The 15,864-nt window shown below is 63.0% G+C and carries 12 protein-coding genes; 7 read left to right on the top strand and 5 right to left on the bottom strand.

All coding sequences use genetic code 11. From position 1 onward, the window contains the following. Positions 1-75 precede the first annotated feature (75 nt). Entirely contained in the window at positions 76-1,611 is a 1,536-nt protein-coding gene (locus AC1Q67_RS05135) for a FecR domain-containing protein (protein ID WP_492235703.1), read from the bottom strand. Between the two features lie 155 nt (positions 1,612-1,766). Continuing rightward, positions 1,767-2,810 carry an MBL fold metallo-hydrolase gene (locus AC1Q67_RS05130; protein ID WP_492234945.1) on the bottom strand — a complete coding sequence of 348 codons (1,044 nt, stop codon included), beginning with the start codon at positions 2,808-2,810 and terminating at the stop codon, positions 1,767-1,769. A gap of 344 nt (positions 2,811-3,154) precedes the next feature. On the opposite strand from AC1Q67_RS05130, the gene AC1Q67_RS05125 reads away from it, so the two are divergent. Beyond that, positions 3,155-4,393, top strand: coding sequence for an extensin-like domain-containing protein (locus AC1Q67_RS05125; protein WP_492234946.1), 1,239 nt, complete (start codon positions 3,155-3,157; stop codon positions 4,391-4,393). Here the strand turns inward: AC1Q67_RS05125 and AC1Q67_RS05120 are convergent, their stop codons facing one another. Then, positions 4,394-5,032: a TetR/AcrR family transcriptional regulator gene (locus tag AC1Q67_RS05120; RefSeq protein ID WP_024576390.1), complete on the bottom strand. Its 639-nt coding sequence runs from the start codon at positions 5,030-5,032 to the stop codon at positions 4,394-4,396. Positions 5,033-5,236: 204 nt separating this feature from the next. On the opposite strand from AC1Q67_RS05120, the gene AC1Q67_RS05115 reads away from it, so the two are divergent. The 5 genes from AC1Q67_RS05115 (at position 5,237) to AC1Q67_RS05095 (ending at position 11,896) form a co-directional block, all read left to right on the top strand. Next, the gene (locus AC1Q67_RS05115; protein ID WP_492234947.1) at positions 5,237-6,490 is read left to right on the top strand and encodes an HlyD family secretion protein; all 1,254 of its coding nucleotides are present in this window, start codon (positions 5,237-5,239) and stop codon (positions 6,488-6,490) included. Positions 6,491-6,532: 42 nt separating this feature from the next. Beyond that, positions 6,533-8,125, top strand: coding sequence for a DHA2 family efflux MFS transporter permease subunit (locus AC1Q67_RS05110; protein WP_492234948.1), 1,593 nt, complete (start codon positions 6,533-6,535; stop codon positions 8,123-8,125). 58 nt (positions 8,126-8,183) lie between these two features. Beyond that, a complete protein-coding gene (locus AC1Q67_RS05105) occupies positions 8,184-9,320 on the top strand; it encodes a thiolase family protein (RefSeq protein WP_492234949.1) in 1,137 nt (378 codons plus the stop codon). Further along, positions 9,317-9,679, top strand: a complete 363-nt coding sequence (locus tag AC1Q67_RS05100) for a Zn-ribbon domain-containing OB-fold protein (protein ID WP_492234950.1) — start codon at positions 9,317-9,319, stop codon at positions 9,677-9,679. Before AC1Q67_RS05105 ends, AC1Q67_RS05100 begins: the two co-directional genes overlap by 4 nt. A gap of 420 nt (positions 9,680-10,099) precedes the next feature. After that, entirely contained in the window at positions 10,100-11,896 is a 1,797-nt protein-coding gene (locus AC1Q67_RS05095) for an ABC transporter ATP-binding protein (RefSeq protein ID WP_492234951.1), read from the top strand. A gap of 87 nt (positions 11,897-11,983) precedes the next feature. Here the strand turns inward: AC1Q67_RS05095 and AC1Q67_RS05090 are convergent, their stop codons facing one another. Beyond that, the gene (locus AC1Q67_RS05090) at positions 11,984-12,790 is read right to left on the bottom strand and encodes an alpha/beta fold hydrolase (RefSeq protein WP_492234952.1); all 807 of its coding nucleotides are present in this window, start codon (positions 12,788-12,790) and stop codon (positions 11,984-11,986) included. Between the two features lie 85 nt (positions 12,791-12,875). Continuing rightward, the gene (locus AC1Q67_RS05085; RefSeq protein WP_492234953.1) at positions 12,876-13,712 is read right to left on the bottom strand and encodes a class I SAM-dependent methyltransferase; all 837 of its coding nucleotides are present in this window, start codon (positions 13,710-13,712) and stop codon (positions 12,876-12,878) included. Between the two features lie 93 nt (positions 13,713-13,805). Between AC1Q67_RS05085 and AC1Q67_RS05080 the strand changes: the two genes are divergently transcribed. Then, positions 13,806-15,863: a transcriptional regulator gene (locus AC1Q67_RS05080; RefSeq protein ID WP_492234954.1), complete on the top strand. Its 2,058-nt coding sequence runs from the start codon at positions 13,806-13,808 to the stop codon at positions 15,861-15,863. The last annotated feature ends 1 nt before the right edge of the window (position 15,864 follow it).

The raw sequence follows: 15,864 nt of genomic DNA, 5'->3' as shown, positions 1-15,864 counted from the left end.
GCAGCATCACGACAGCGATGCTACAGGCGGTGTCCGCGGCACGCCACCCCACGTATCAGAGGAGGCCGGATCGACTTACCGCAACAACTCTTTCGGAAGCGGCTTGTCCTTTGGTGTTTGCGGCAGCTTTTTCTGCAAGGCAGGGACTGCGGGCTGGCCTGGACGCGGCACCGCGGAGGGCACCTGCGGAATGCCGAGACGGTTCGGCACGCCGAGCCGGTTGAGAATTCCTGCCGGGCCTTGCAATCCAGGTGCGCTTGGCGAAGCCGTCGGCCGCTGGAATCCGCCCGGCACTCCGGGCTGTTGAATGCCGGGCCGCGCAAGTCCCGGCTGGTTCGGAAGCGGTGGCCCAGAACCGAGCTGACCCGGCGCACCGGGCGTGCGCTGGAATCCATTTGGTGGTGCACCGGGCGGCCGTTGCAGTCCGCCCTGGTTCGGCAAGCCGGGCCGTCCCGGCTGACCGGTGCCCGGCTGCAAATTGCCGCGTTGCCCCGGCGGGTTTTGCAGACCCGGCTGGCCGGGTTGATTCACGCCCGGACGATTAGGCTGCCCCGGCTGATTGCGTAGTCCCGGCCGGTTAGGCTGTCCCGGCCTGTTGTTCAGGCCTGGCTGGTTGATACCGCCGCGTTGACCCGGTTGATTCAGGCCGGGGCGTTGGCCGGGCTGGTTAAGCCCGCCGCGCTGCGGAGCGTTCGGATTGAAGCCGGGCCGTCCGAAAGCCGGCGGACGATTCGGATTCTGCATGCGGAAATTGCGCTGCTGCAAGACGATGTTGCGTCCGATGCCCTGCATGGTGTGAACGCGCTGCATGAAGCCGCGATCGCGCGCGATCATCTGCGCGGACATCACCATCGGCATCGCCGACATGCGCATGCCGAAGCCCGGCACCATCGTGCCGCGCACGGTGAATCCGCTCGCGGCCTGTGTCAGCATGCCGAGCGGTGCGCCGTCGCGCGCCCTGACTTCGATGCGGCCGACCTTGCCGTCGGCGTCGGGATAAAGCTTGATCCCCACATTGTTGGCATTGGCTGCCGTGGCAGTTGCGCCTTCGGGCACTTCGACGACGCCGGTCGTGCCGCGAATGCCGAGCGTTGCTGTCGGCGTCTCAATCTTCATGTCGCCGGTCTTGGCGACGGCGGCTGCGACGAAGGCCATGGTGCCGCGCGTGACATTGAGAAGCGCGGCGTTGTCCTTAGCCCCTTCCTGATAGACGAAATTGTCCACGACAACGCGTGAACTGGCGGAGAGATTGAGCGTGGTGTCATCGCTGAACGTGACGCCGAGCGTCGAGTTCTTGCCGGTCTGAAGAATATCGCCCTTGAAGATGTCGTCTTGCAGTTTCAGCGGACCGGTCATGCCGTTGCGGGTGACCGTGGCCGTGCCCTTCAGCGTGGCGACGTTTCCAGCCGGTTCTTCGGTGTCGGTTGCAGGCTGATCGGCGGATGGTGGCTGGCCCGCTTGCGCAGGCGGTGCGGACGAATCCGCCGGTGCGGGTGCGGGGCTCGCCGGTTGTGCGGGAGTTGCCTGTGCGAGCTGGATGATTGGTTCTGCATGGGCGGGCACAACGGCGAGGCCGCACAGCATCGATGCAACGAGCAGGGCAGAGCGCATCAAGATATTCACCTGCTCGAGGAGCAATCTGAAAGGCCGCACAATGGCATCATTTTTGACAGCCCTCGCAGGACGATGCAACGCCACGCGCTCTGGCAGCGGGATTTTTCATTGCAATTGTGATGCGAAAGAGGTCGAGGTTCAAACCCCGCGCGTCATCGCTCGGGCGCGATCCGGCCGCCGGCGACGCGCCAGGCCTCGATGCCGCCCTGGATATGGCGGGCGGTGGTGAGCCCGGCTTCCTGCGCGGCCTGCACAGCCATCGCGGAGCGTTCGCCGAACGCGCAATAGAACAGCAACTGATTGCTGGTGGTGGTGCCGAGCTGGTGAAGAATGCCGCCGGGTTTCACATTATCTTCGAGGGCGGGGTAGGGCGCATGCAGCGAGCCCGGAATAACGCCGTGCTTCTCGCGCTCGCGGCGTTCGCGCAGGTCGATGAGCACGACGTCGGACCGGCCCGCGATTTCTTGGGCTTGCGACGCTGTCAGCGCCCAGCCGCGCCGCGCGACTTCGTCCTGCGCCAAACCCATGTGCAGGTTGGCCGGCACCGCCACGTCCATCATCTTCGGATTCGGCAGGTGCAGGCTGTTCATCAGGTCGACATACTGTTCCATCGACTTGACCTGAAGCCGCGGGTTACAGGCTTTTTCCTCGCCGATGGTCGAAACCGTGTCGCCCTTGTAGTCGTGCGCCGGAAAGATCAGCGTTTGGTCGGGCAGCTTCAGCAGCCGGCCGAAGATCGACTCGTATTGCGCGCGCGGGTCGCCGTTCTGGAAGTCGGTGCGTCCGGTGCCGCGAATGAGCAGCGTGTCGCCGGTGAAAACGCGATCGGGCAGGATGAAGCTGTAGGAATCATCGGTGTGGCCCGGCGTGTAGAGCACATCGAGGCTGAGGCCCTCGATGTCGATCTTGTCGCCGTCGGAGACGCGCATCGAGACGACATCGACGCCGCTCTGCTCGCCCATCACGGTAATGCAATGGGTCTTGTCGCGCAGTGCGCCGAGGCCGGTGATGTGGTCGGCATGGATATGCGTATCGACCGCCTTGATCAGCTTGAGATCGAGGTCGTGCAGAAGCTGGATGTAACGGTCAACCTTTTCCAGCACCGGATCGATGATCAGTGCTTCGCCGCCGCGGCGGCTCGCAAGAAGATAGGTGTAAGTGCTGGAAACGCTGTCGAAGAGCTGACGGAAAATCATGGAACCATGATTGCAGATTCCTGTGAGCGATCAAGGGTGGACCGCGTCACTCAATCTGATGATTCGCTTGGCGGACAATATCTCTAGAACATGCCCAGCACGATCGCGCCGACCAGAATAAACGACGCATACGCTGCAACGACGCTCAGAGGTCCGACGATGGTCATGGGGAATCTCCCTTGGCTCAACGCTGGGTCATGTAACGCGGACGCTACCAAGACGTTCCCCATTCAAAAAAGTCAGACCTGCTGACGGATCATCGGCCGGGCGCGTCAACATGGTTAAAAAACCTTGAATAACAATGCGTTGAAGAGTCCTTAATTATCTTCAGTGAACTTGCGCGGATGACGCGTGGAGTGAGTTGGTTCGTCGTCGGCTCCCTTGTCCTTGTTGCGCTGGCGGGTTGCGGCCGCGGTTTCATGACCGCCGAACGCGAACCCTGGCGGGCTGAGGCGGAGAAGGCGTGCCTGAAATCCGGTGCGGTCAAGGAGACTGCCGATCTCGTCCGCATCGATCCGATTTCCGGCCCTGGCGCGTGCGGTGCTGAATTCCCGCTGAAAGTGGCGGCACTCGGCGAGCCGATGAGCAGCCTCGGTTACGCCGACGACCTGCGTCCGCCCGGCAGCATCGGCAATCAGCCGCGCTGGCCGGCATCGCAACCGCAGTCTCCGTCCTATCAGCCGTCTTACTCGTCGTCGCAGCCGCCATCATATCCGTCGTCTTATCCATCGCAGCAGCCGTATCCGGCAGCGCGTTCGCCGTCGTATCCAGAGCAGGCCGGGGCGCCGATGCGATTGAATGCGCCGGGAACAGAGCCGCCTGACGAGGAAGATCTGGCGGCGGCTCCCGACTCTGCGGCGCCGACAATCAGCCGCCCGCAAACCCGTGCGCCCTATGCGGCGCAGCCGTATCCCCCCGCGAGCCAGCCTTACACGCCGCCGCGCTTCGGCCCATCTCAGGGCTCGCCGGTGAACAGGTTCGGCGCGGTCGCCGTGAAGCCGGCTGCGACGCTGGCGTGCCCGATCGTATCCGCGCTTGACCGCTGGCTGGCGGACGCGGTTCAGCCAGCCGCCCAGCGCTGGTTCGGCTCGCCGGTCGCGGAGATCAAGCAGATTTCGGCCTACTCATGCCGCGGCATGAACGGCAATTCGCGCGCGCATATTTCAGAGCACGCGTTCGGCAACGCGCTCGACATCGCCTCGTTCACGCTGGCGGACGGCCGTCGCATCTCGGTCAAGGATGGCTGGAAGGGATTGCCGGAAGAGCAGGGCTTCCTGCGCGACGTGCAGGCCGCCGCATGTCAGACGTTCAACACCGTGCTGGCGCCGGGATCGAACGTCTATCACTACGATCATATTCACGTCGATCTGATGCGCCGCGCGAGCGGGCGCATCATCTGCCAGCCGGCGGCGGTGTCCGGCGAGGAGATCGCCCAGCGCGCCGCGCCGCGCGGTTATGCGCTGCGCGATGGCGGCGTTACCGGTTCGATCGGGCAGCGTGTGAAGCGGATGTTCGCGCGTGGTCCGCTGTCGAAGGAAGATCGCGACTCGATCGAAGACGAATCCCGCGTCCGGGAGCGCTGATTATTTCTGGCGGGCGCGGTAAGCGGCAAGGAAAACCCGCGTCGCACTGTCGACCACCGTTGCGATCTGCTCTTTGGTCGGGGCTGGCTTGACCTGAAAGACGTAAGGCTGAAACAGCGTCGCCTGGCACATCATGATGAATTGGGCGGCGGCCAGATAGCAGTCGTCGATTGCGAGTTCCTTTGCCTTGACCCGTGCTCCGAGATAGTCCGCGAGGAGCCGCATCGTGTGCGCGATGACATGGTCGTAAAAGCGGCGGCCGACATCGGGCATCCGTTCCGCGATAGCCATTACGGTTCGGACCGCTGAGCCACCATCGGGCCGGCAGATGATTTCGATGTAAGCGCGGCCGAATGCTTTCAGGCTGGTTTCGGCATCCAGCGTGGGGTCGAAATTGAACGCCTTCTTGCCATGATCGAGGCTTTCCTGCTCGACGATGGCCTCGAACAGCCGATTCTTGTCGTTGAAGTAGACATAGAGCGTTCCCTTGGAAACGCCGGCGGCCCGCGCGATCTCGTTCATGCTAGCGCCGTCGAAACCCAGATCCATGAAAACACGCCGCGCACCATCCATGATCTGATGGCGTTTCGCGCTGTCCTCGTCACCGGAGGCGACCGTGAGATGGGTCTGTGAAACCATTCGTTTAGTCTGTTCTTTCGTTTCGCTGTGGATCGCGCCGCCGGAAAGGATGCGGGAACCCGGATCGAGGTATCCAAGTATCGATTCAAATTTACAATTGACCGAACCGTTCGGTCAATGATAATTTTGTCGCAGGTTGGGTGCTGTCAGCGGTGCCCGATGTTTGCCGCATGCGTTTGAGTTTGAAAATTTAAGGAGGCCGTGATGGCCGTGCCTGCCCGAGACCAGGTTGCAAGGGTCGTTCACCCTGAGCCTGACGCATCTGACACCGATGCATCGCACGCCGTTCCGGCGGCGGAGATCGAGCAGCGTTCACGTCCTGCGGAACAGCCGGCTCCCGAAGCGCCGGTGGCGGATGGATCGGATGATGCCGTCGGGCAATCCGCCAAACCGAAATCCAAAACCCGCAAGAGAGTTCTGGTCGGCGTCGGCGCGGTTGCCGCGCTTGCCGGCATCTATTTCGGCTACCACTACATGGTCATCGGCCGTTACATGGTGACCACCGACGACGCCTATGTCCGCGCCAACAACTCCACCATGGGCGCGAAGATCGCCGGGCACATCTCGAAGGTGATGGTCGGCGACAATGCGCGCGTCGGCGCCGGCAATGTCGTTTTCACGATTGATGACGGTGACTATCAGCTCGCTGTCGAAAGCGCGCGCGCCAAGGTTGCGACCCAGGAAGCCACCATCGAACGTATCGGACGGCAGGTCGCGGCGCAGCAAAGCCAGGTCGATCAGGCAAAGGCGCAACTGGTTTCCGCCGAGGCCGGGATCAAGCGCGCACAATCTGATTTCGAACGTCAGGAATCGCTGAGCACGAAGGGCTTCGCCTCGAAGGCGACCTTCGACGTCTCGCAGGCGGGACGCGATCAGGCCGTCGCCGCCGTGCAGGCTGCACGGGCCACGCTAGAGGCTGCGGAAACGCAGGTCGATGTCATCAAGTCGCAGAAGGCCGAAGCCGAGGGCCAGTTGCAGGAACTGCGCGCGGCGCTTGCGAAAGCCGTGCGCGATCTGTCGTTCACCATTGTGCGCGCGCCGGTCGACGGTATTTTCTCCAACCGCATCGTCAATGTCGGCGATTATGTGCAGCCTGGACAGCGGCTCGCCAATGTCGTGCCGATCGATGATGTCTACATCGACGCCAACTACAAGGAAACGCAGCTTGGCCGCCTGAAGCCGGGACAGCCGGTGTCGATCACTGTCGACGCGGTGTCGGGACGCACCATCAAGGGCGTCGTCGACAGCCTCGCGCCTGCCTCAGGCTCGGTGTTCACGCTGCTGCCGCCGGACAATGCCACCGGCAATTTCACCAAGGTGGTTCAGCGTGTGCCGGTTCGCATCCGCGTGCCGTTCTCGGTGGCGCGTGAAAACCTTCTGCGGCCCGGTATGTCGGTGATCACCACGGTGAACACCAAGCCAAATCCGGACCACGTCGATCCGATCACCGCACGATAACCGCGTGCGAGGTTCCGCATCGCGGGCCTCAAGGAAAGAGTGATGGCGTCAAACACCGCATCACCAACCATGAACGGCGCCCCGGCCGCGCCGGCTCCTGCGGAAACGATCAGCACCCGCCGGCTGATCGCGTTCCTCATCATGGTGTTCGGGATGTTCATGTCGATCCTGGACATCCAGATCGTCTCGGCATCGTTGAATGAAATCCAGGCCGGCCTGTCGGCCAGCACCAGTGAAGTCGCATGGGTGCAGACCTCGTACCTGATCGCCGAAGTTATCGCGATCCCGCTTTCGGGATTCCTCTCGCGGGCGTTCGGCACGCGACTGCTGTTCGCGATTTCCGCCGCGGGTTTCACCTTTGCGAGCTTCATGTGCGGCCTGACCTCGACCATCGAACAGATGATCCTGTGGCGCGCGATCCAGGGCTTCGTCGGCGCGGGCATGATCCCGACCGTGTTTGCGTCGGCCTACACGGTATTTCCGCGCAGCAAGTTTCATATCGTCGGTCCGATCATCGGTCTGGTCGCGACGCTGGCACCCACCATCGGCCCGACTGTCGGCGGCTACATCACCGACCTGATGTCGTGGCACTGGCTGTTCTTCATCAATGTCGTGCCCGGCATCGGCATCACCATCGGCGTTTTGGCGCTGGTGGATTTCGACAAGCCGAACTTTGCGCTGCTCGAGCATTTCGACTGGTGGGGCCTGATCTCGATGGCCGGCTTCCTCGGTTCGCTCGAATACGTGCTGGAAGAGGGGCCTCGCAACGACTGGCTGCAGGATGAGTCGATCTTCTTCTTTGCGATCGTTTGCGTTGTGTCCGCCGTAGTCTTCTTCTATCGCGCGCTGACGCAGAAAGAGCCGATCGTCGATATCCGCGCCTTCACCGACCGCAACTTCGCGCTTGGCTGCATGTTCTCGTTCTGCGTGGGCATCGGACTTTATGGCCTGACCTACATCTATCCGCGCTATCTCGCCGAAGTGCGCGGCTACAGCGCGCTGATGATCGGCGAGACGATGTTTGTTTCGGGTGCGGCAATGTTCGTCAGCGCGCCGATTATCGGGCGGCTGATGACCAAGGTCGATCTGCGCCTGATGATCGCCGCCGGGCTGGTTATTTTTGCAATCAGCTCCTGGATGATGACCGGCATCACCCGCGATTACGATTTCTATGAACTGCTGGTGCCGCAGATCCTGCGCGGCGTCGGCATCATGATGGCGATGGTGCCGGTCAACAATATCGCGCTCGGCACGCTGGCGCCCGCGCGGTTGAAGAACGCCTCGGGTCTGTTCAATCTGACACGCAATCTCGGCGGTGCTGTCGGACTAGCCGTCATCAATACGGTGCTCGATCACCGGACCGATCTGCATATCTCGCGGCTGCATGACCGGGTCACCTGGGGCAATTCGATGGCGGTCGAGACGCTCAACATGCTGACCCAGAAATTCCAGGGCGCGGGCAACGCCTCGCTGATGGCGCTGAAGCAATTGTCGATGATCGTGCACCGGCAGGCGGTTGTCATGAGCTTCGGCGACGCCTTCTTCATCCTCACATGCTTCTATCTGGCGCTCAGCGTGCTGGTGTTCTTCGTCAAGAAGCCGAACATGATGGGCCCGCCGCCGGACGCGCATTGAAGTCCGGCCGTGGCCATGGCACATCAGTCACGGACATGGCAAAGGCAAGCGCGGGCACATGAGCTTCATCAGCGGCGTCGGATTGACGTCTTTCGGAAAACACGAAGGCCGCTCGACGCTCGATCTGATGACCGAAGCGGCTGAGGCCGCGCTGTCGGATGCCGGCCTCAGGCGCGCGAACATCGACGGTCTGTTGACCGGGTACTCCACCACCATGCCGCACCTGATGCTGGCAACCGTGTTCGCCGAACACTTCGGTGTGCAGCCGTCCTATGCCCACGCCATTCAGGTCGGCGGTGCCACGGGTCTGGCTATGGCGATGCTGGCGCATGAACTGGTCGAGGCGGGAGTCGCAAAAACCATTCTCGTCGTGGCAGGCGAGAACCGACTGACCGGACAGGCGCGCGACTCGGCGATGAGCACGCTGGCGCAGGTCGGTCATCCTGACTACGAAGTGCCGCTCGGCCCGACCATCCCGGCCTATTATGGATTGCTCGCCTCGCGTTACATGCACGACAACGGGCTGACGCAGGCCGACATGGCGGAATTCGCGGTGCTGATGCGCAATCATGCGATGCTGCATCCCGGCGCGCAATTCCATGATCCGATCACGGTTGCCGATGTGCTGGCGTCGCGCGAAATATCCTCGCCGCTGAAGCTGCTCGATTGCTGCCCGGTGTCGGACGGCGGCGCGGCCTTTATCGTCAGCCGCGAGCCGACCGGCGATCGTCATGTCCGCATCATGGGTTGCGGGCAGGCGCATCTGCATCAGCACGTCACGGCGGCGAAATCGTTGTCCGATGTCGGTGCAGCAGTTGCGCTGAAGCGGGCGCAGGCAAAGGCAGGCTTGGATCCGCGCAGCATCAAGTATGCCGGCATCTATGACAGCTTCACCATCACGCTGGCGATCCTGATCGAGGAGCTCGGCCTCGCGCAACGCGGCGAGTCCGCCGCGCGTGCGCGCAACGGCGATTTCGGCGTCAAGGGCGCGCTGCCGCTCAATACCCATGGCGGACTGTTGAGTTACGGTCACTGCGGTTGCGGCGGTGCGATGGCGCATCTGGTCGAGACGCAATTGCAGATGACGGGACGGGCAGGGAAACGGCAGGTGCGCGACGCCTCGCTGGCGCTGCTGCACGGCGACGGCGGCGTGATGTCGTCCCATGTCAGCATGTTTCTGGAGCGCGTGCGATGAGCGAGGCGACAGAACTCAGGGGCTGGACCGACGGCGCCGATGCGATTCTTTATCAGTTGTGCGGCGCGTGCCGTCATCTCTGGTATTTCCGCCGCGCATTCTGTCCGTCCTGCGGAAATGCTTCGCCGCATGTCCACAAGGCGAGCGGGAACGGTGTGCTCTACGCCGCGACGGTGGTGCGCCGTGCGGCAACGCCGGAGGCGAAAGCTCATGTGCCGTATGCGATCCTGCTGGTCGATATGGCGGAAGGCTTTCGCATGATGGCGCATGGCGACATTGATCTGAGCATCGGCGATAACGTCACCGCGGAATTCAGGCCATTTACGAACTTGCGCACCCCGTATTTCGTCAAGGCGTGAGCATGTGCGGCGTGTCGCCGCGCCGACATTGCCGGATTTTAAGCGGCCGGTACAAAATTTGCCGCAATTATTGCCCAAAACATCATCAGCGGCTTACGCAACGTAAGTCTGCATGACTCGAACACGGGAGGATCGCATGGATTTGAAGTTTGCGTTTATCGCGACCCCGCGAGTCATGCGCATTCGCGCCTCGGCGTCCGGATACCCCATCGGTTAACCCCGCGGTCCTCCGCGCAAGGTTGCCGGCTGCCATCGGTTTTCCGATGGCCTGTCCGAGGTCGTCCGGTTCGCGTTGTCGCGGACCCTGCTGACCAGCTTCCACAACCTGTTTCTTTGACACGTGACGATTGCCTGCGGCGTGGCCGCTGCGTCGTCCAAAATTTCTGGAGTCGGCTTGCGCCCGCGCAGCCGAAACATGCCATGACTCTGTCTCGTAATAAAAAGTCCGCCTTACGCGCGGTGCTTCCGTTCGTCTTCCGCCACTGGACTCATCAGCCGGTGCGCCTCTCCGTGGTTGCCGGTGGCCTGATCGCCGCAGCGGCGGCGGATGTGTTCATGCCGCTGTTCGCCGGAAAGCTGGTGGACGCCATCGCGCTGACCGATCCGGCTGCCGCAAAGCGCGGCGCGATGATTGCCTTCGGTGCCATCGTCGCACTCGGCCTTGCGGCGATGATTACGCGCTTCATCGGTTTGAAGGCGATCATTCCGTTCACGCTGCGCATCATGTCGGATGTGGCGCAGAATGCCTTCGTGCGAATCCAGCGCTTCTCGACCGACTGGCACGCCAACAGCTTTGCCGGTTCGACCGTGCGGAAGATCACGCGCGGCATGTGGGCGCTCGACCTGCTCAACGACACCATCCTGATGGCGCTGATCCCGTCGCTGGTGGTGCTGCTCGGCTCGACCATCCTTGTCGGCTGGCACTGGCCGGTGCTGGGTGCGGTGATTGCCCTGATGACAGTGATCTATGTGGGCATGACGGTTGCGCTGACCACCAACTACATCGCGCCGGCGGCGCAACTGTCCAACGCGCTCGACACAAAAGTGGGCGGCACGCTGGCGGATGCGCTGACCTGCAATGCGGTGGTGAAGTCGTTCGGTGCAGAAGCACGGGAGGACGAGCGTCTCGGTGGCGTGCTCGGCAAGTGGCGTCGCCGCGCGACCCGGACATGGTCGCGCTACACCTATGTCGGCACGGCGCAGCATGCCGTGCTGGTGTTGATGAGCGTGACTGTGATCGGCGGCGTGCTGCTGCTGTGGGCCGCGGGCCGTGCGACGCCGGGTGAGGTGGCCTATGTGGTGACGACCTACTTCGTCATTCACGGCTATCTCGGCGACATCGGCCAGCACATCAGCCATCTCCAGCGTTCGGTGAACGACATGGAGGAACTGGTGGCGATGCACGACGAGGTGATCGGCATTGCCGATGCGCCCGACGCGAGGCCGATCAAGGTCGCTGGCGGCGGCATCGTGTTCGACGATGTGACGTTCCACTATCGTGGACACGACACGCCGCTGTACGACCGGCTTGCGGTCAGCATCAGGCCCGGCGAGCGCGTCGGTCTGGTCGGCCGCTCCGGCTCCGGCAAGACGACCTTCGTCAAGCTGGTGCAGCGGCTGTACGACGCAACCGGCGGCCGCATCCTGATCGACGGTCAGGATGTCGCGAAGGCCACGCAGCAGTCGCTGCGCAGCCAGATCGCCATCGTTCAGCAGGAGCCGACCCTGTTCCATCGCTCGCTCGCGGAAAACATCGCCTACGGGCGGCCGGGCGCGAGCATGGCGCAGATCGAGGAAGCGGCGCGTCTTGCCAATGCGCATGACTTCATCATGCGGCTGCCGAAGCGCTACGAGACGCTGGTGGGTGAGCGCGGCGTGAAACTGTCGGGGGGCGAACGTCAGCGTGTGGCGCTGGCGCGTGCCTTCCTCGCGGACGCGCCGATCCTGATCCTGGACGAGGCCACGTCAAGTCTCGACTCGGAATCGGAAGCCTTGATTCAGGAGGCGATGGACCGCCTGATCCAGGGCCGCACCGCGATCGTGATCGCGCATCGTCTGTCGACCGTGCGCAGCCTCGACCGCATCCTCGTGTTCGACCGGGGCCGGATCGCGGAAGAGGGGACGCATGCATCGCTCGCGCGGCGTCCCGGCGGCATCTACCGTTCGCTGTTCGAGCGGCAGGTGCTTGAACTCGACCGCATGTCGGCGGCCGAATAAGCCCTCGTCGCACAACAATACGAGGCCGGAATCGCGAGATTCCGGCTTCGTTATTTCGCCCGTGTGGGTCTGTTAGACCAGTGACATTTACGGCACGCGGGTGACGTGGTCGGCAATCGCGCGCGCAGAGTCCTCGGCGTGAGTCAGGATCATGAAATGCGACGCGCCTTCGGTCGTCACCAGCGAAGCGCCCTTGATGTAAATGCTCAGCAGTTCGTTGGCGCGCTTCACGGCCGGATGGCTTTCTCCGCCTCGCAGGACCATGACGGGGATGTCGACACCGGCAAGCTCCGAGGGAAATAGCGGGAAAGCATATGCGCTCGCCCAATCGAGAATGTTGACGTGTGTCGTCTCCATTGCATAGGCGCGGACACGGGACGGCCATGACGCGAAGGTGCCGCTGCCCCCGTAGAAGTCGATCATCGATGAAATTGCTTCTCTGTCTCCGCCGCGGAAGGCCGCGAAATAGGCATCGGACATTTCCCGGAACGTGCGGTAGTGCCGGTACTCCCCGATTTCGCGCAGGATGTTGACCGCCGGAGCCTCCATGATCGTCAGGCTCTGGAGCGGCACCTTTCCGCGGAGCGCGACAGCAAGTGATGCGAGGCCGCCAAACGAATGACCGACCAGGTGAACCGGGCCGCCCGTCCGCCGGATGACGGCTTCGATCACTTCGGCCTCATGAGAGATCGAGGGATCGCGTGTGGTGCGGCGCTCAGTGGTTCCGCCATAGCCGAGCAGGCTCGTGGTCACACAGTGAAAATGGCCGTTCAGTGCGGAGATCACCGGCCGCCAGGCGGCGCCGGTGCTGCACGATCCCGGCACGAACACGACAGTCGGTCCATCGCCGCTTTCGTCATAGTCAATATCGTCAATGAGCTGTTCGGCTATCATCTGGTTTTCCTGACATCAGTTATATCGCGCGGGGCGACGAGACGGGCTGCTGATCACGTGAAAGCTTCGCAGCCCGTCCCCTTTTTCAGCGCTTGTTGATGACGATCTCGAGGTATTCGCTGGGCACGACCACGGTGTGATCCCCCGAGCGATTGAACTGGGCGAGAAGCGCTCTGATATCGCGCTCGAGAGCCGATTGCGCCGTCCCCTCCAGTGCCGCGAACGCCTTGAGCACAGGCCCGTAGTAGGTCCTGAAGATCTCCAGCCAATGGTCCGCCGAGCGATATCGGAAAACGAAATTCCGCTGCGCGGTCACGATCGACGACGCGTGCGGTTCGAACATCTCCTTGATCCGCTCCCGCGTGCCCCACAGCGCTGGCGACCTGACGCCGGCCGGCGGCGGCACGTGCTTGCCGATGGTCTTGAACAACTGGCCGATGAAGCCATCGGGTGTCCAGTTCGCGAGACCGATTTTGCCGCCCGGCTTGCAGGCACGAACCATCTCGCTCGCGGCGAGGTCATGGTCGGGGGTGAACATCACTCCAAAGGTCGAGACCACCACGTCGAAGCTGTCATCCGGAAACGGCAAGGCCTCCGCATCGGCCTCACGGATCGTGAGGTTGAGCCGATCGGCCGCTGCCCGCTCCCTGGCGCGCTCGAGCAGCGCGGCCACATAGTCGGTCGAGGTGACGTCGCACCAGCGGCGCGCGGCGGCGAGCGACACGTTGCCGTTCCCGGCTGCGACATCAAGCACCGTTTGCCCTGCGCGTATGTCGAGTGCTTCACACAACTGCTCGCCGACGATCTGTAGAGTGGTGCCGACAACGGCGTAGTCGCCGGACGACCAGGCTCCTTGCTGGCGGGCCTTGACCGCCGTAAAGTCGATCGCTGGCTTGCTAACGGTATCGACGGAAGTCAGCATGGTTCTTCTCCGATTGTCCTGGGATAGCCCCGCGAGCGGAGCATTGGATCCGGCCATCTGCGCCATTTCCTCGACATACCGTAGCGGCCGTACATGGAGACGAGCGTGGTAGCCGGCGTGGAAAAGCACGTGGAATTGGGGCGCGCCGGCCGCGGTGATTTGTCGCTGCATGTGCAGTTGCTTGGCGCTCTGACGATCTCCCGAAACGGCGCTGCGCTGAAGTTGCCGGCGTCGCGCAAGGTGCGCGCGCTTCTCGCCTATCTGGCGCTGGCTCCGCATGCTGTGCCGCGAAGCCAGCTTTGCGAATTGCTGTGGGACGTCCCGAACGATCCGCGCGGCGAGCTGCGCTGGTGTCTCAGCAAACTGCGTGGCGTGGTTGACCAGCCGGATCGGCCGCGCGTTGTGACCGATGGAGATACTGTCGCGTTCGATCTGACGGATTGTCTCATCGACGCGGTCGAGATCACACGGGCGACACAGGAGGGACTGGAGACGCTGCGGCCTGAGCGGCTGCGGTCGCTGTTGTCCCTGTGCCATGGTGAATTTCTCGATGGCTTCGAGATTGACCGAAACCCCGCGTTCAATGCCTGGCTCACCGCGCAGCGCCGCCAGTTTCGCAGCCGCCACGCCGCCTTGCTTGAACGGCTCGTTGAAAGCGAAGCCGGTGATGACGTGTTCGGATATCTCGAGAAATGGCTGGAGCTCGCGCCGTTCGATCTGCGCGTTCATGAAAATCTCCTGAGCGCGTTCGCCCGCCGTGGCCGGATTCGTGAAGGGGAAGACCATCTGTCGGCGACAGCGCGGCTGTTTGAAGCCGAAGGTCTCGACTGTGCGCCGATCCGGGAGGCCTGGCGCGCTGCGCGTGCGCACGGAGAATTGCCGAAGCTTCACGTTCAGGCGGTTGAGCCGGCGGTTGTCGTGTCAACTGGCGCTGGTGTGACACCTGCCGAGAGCATCATCACATCACCTCGCCGTGCGTCCATCGCCGTGATGCCGTTTCTCGAACGGAGCGCTGAGGCGCCGATCACTCCCGGAGGACCTGCCGGTGGCCTCGCCCACGACCTGATTACAAGGCTCGCGAAGCTGCGAAGTCTTTTTGTCATTGCGCAGGGCTCCGTCTTCGCCCTGAACGAGCGGCACGTCGGGCCGGAAGAAGCCGGCCGCATGCTCAACGTCGACTATGTCGTCAGCGGATCGTTGCAGCGCCGGGACAATCGCCTCGCCGTTACGGTCGAGCTGGCCGAGACCCGCACCGCCCGCGTGGTCTGGGCAGAAGTCTTCGATCAGAAGGTGGACGACGCCTTCCTTGTCCTTGGCGAAATCGGTGACCGGATTGTCGCGTCCATCGCCAACGAGATCGAGATGATCGAGCGCAACCGCGCGATGCTGAAGCCGCCCAACTCGCTGGATGCGTGGGAGGCCTATCATCGCGGCCTGTGGCACATGTACCGATTCAACAAAGGCGACAACGAGCGGGCTCAACAGTTTTTCCAGACGGCGGTGCATCTCGATCCCACCTTCTCGCGGGCATATGGCGGCTTGTCCTTCACGCATTTCCAGAACGCGTTTCAGGGGTGGACCCAGCGCGAGCCGGAGGTGGAGCGCGCGTTCGATGCTGCCGGGCAGAGCCTGATGGCCGACGACCGCGATCCCGGGGCGCACTGGGCCATGGGCCGCGCACTGTGGCTGCGCGGCCATCAGGACCAGTCGCTGATCGAGCTGGAGCAGGCGATCGATCTCAGTCCGAACTTTGCCCTCGGCCACTACACGCTCGCATTCGTGCATTCGCAGGGTGGCGATCCGCGCGCGGCCGTCAGGTTCTCCGACCATTCGCGTCACCTGAGTCCGTTCGATCCCTTGCTGTTCGGCATGCTCGGCGCGCGGGCGATGGCGCTGGTGCGGCTCAAGCAGTTTGACGAAGCCGCCGAGTGGGGCGTCAAGGCGGCCGCCCGTCCCAATGCGCACGTGCATATTCTGGCGATTGCTGCCTATTGCCTCGCGCTGGCAGGCCGCCTTGAAGAGGCGCGTACTCAAATGGCTGCGATCCGCAAACGATTTCCCGGATACCGCGTCGATGATTTTCTGACCGCCATGCAGTTCGCGCCGGAGAGCGCCGAACTGTTCCGGCAAGGGGCACGGCGCATCGGCTGAT

The organism is Afipia sp. GW823-FHT06G09 (genome assembly GCF_058794875.1).
Note: the sequence above shows the minus strand (reverse complement) of the source record. Positions and strands in the feature narration are given on the sequence as shown.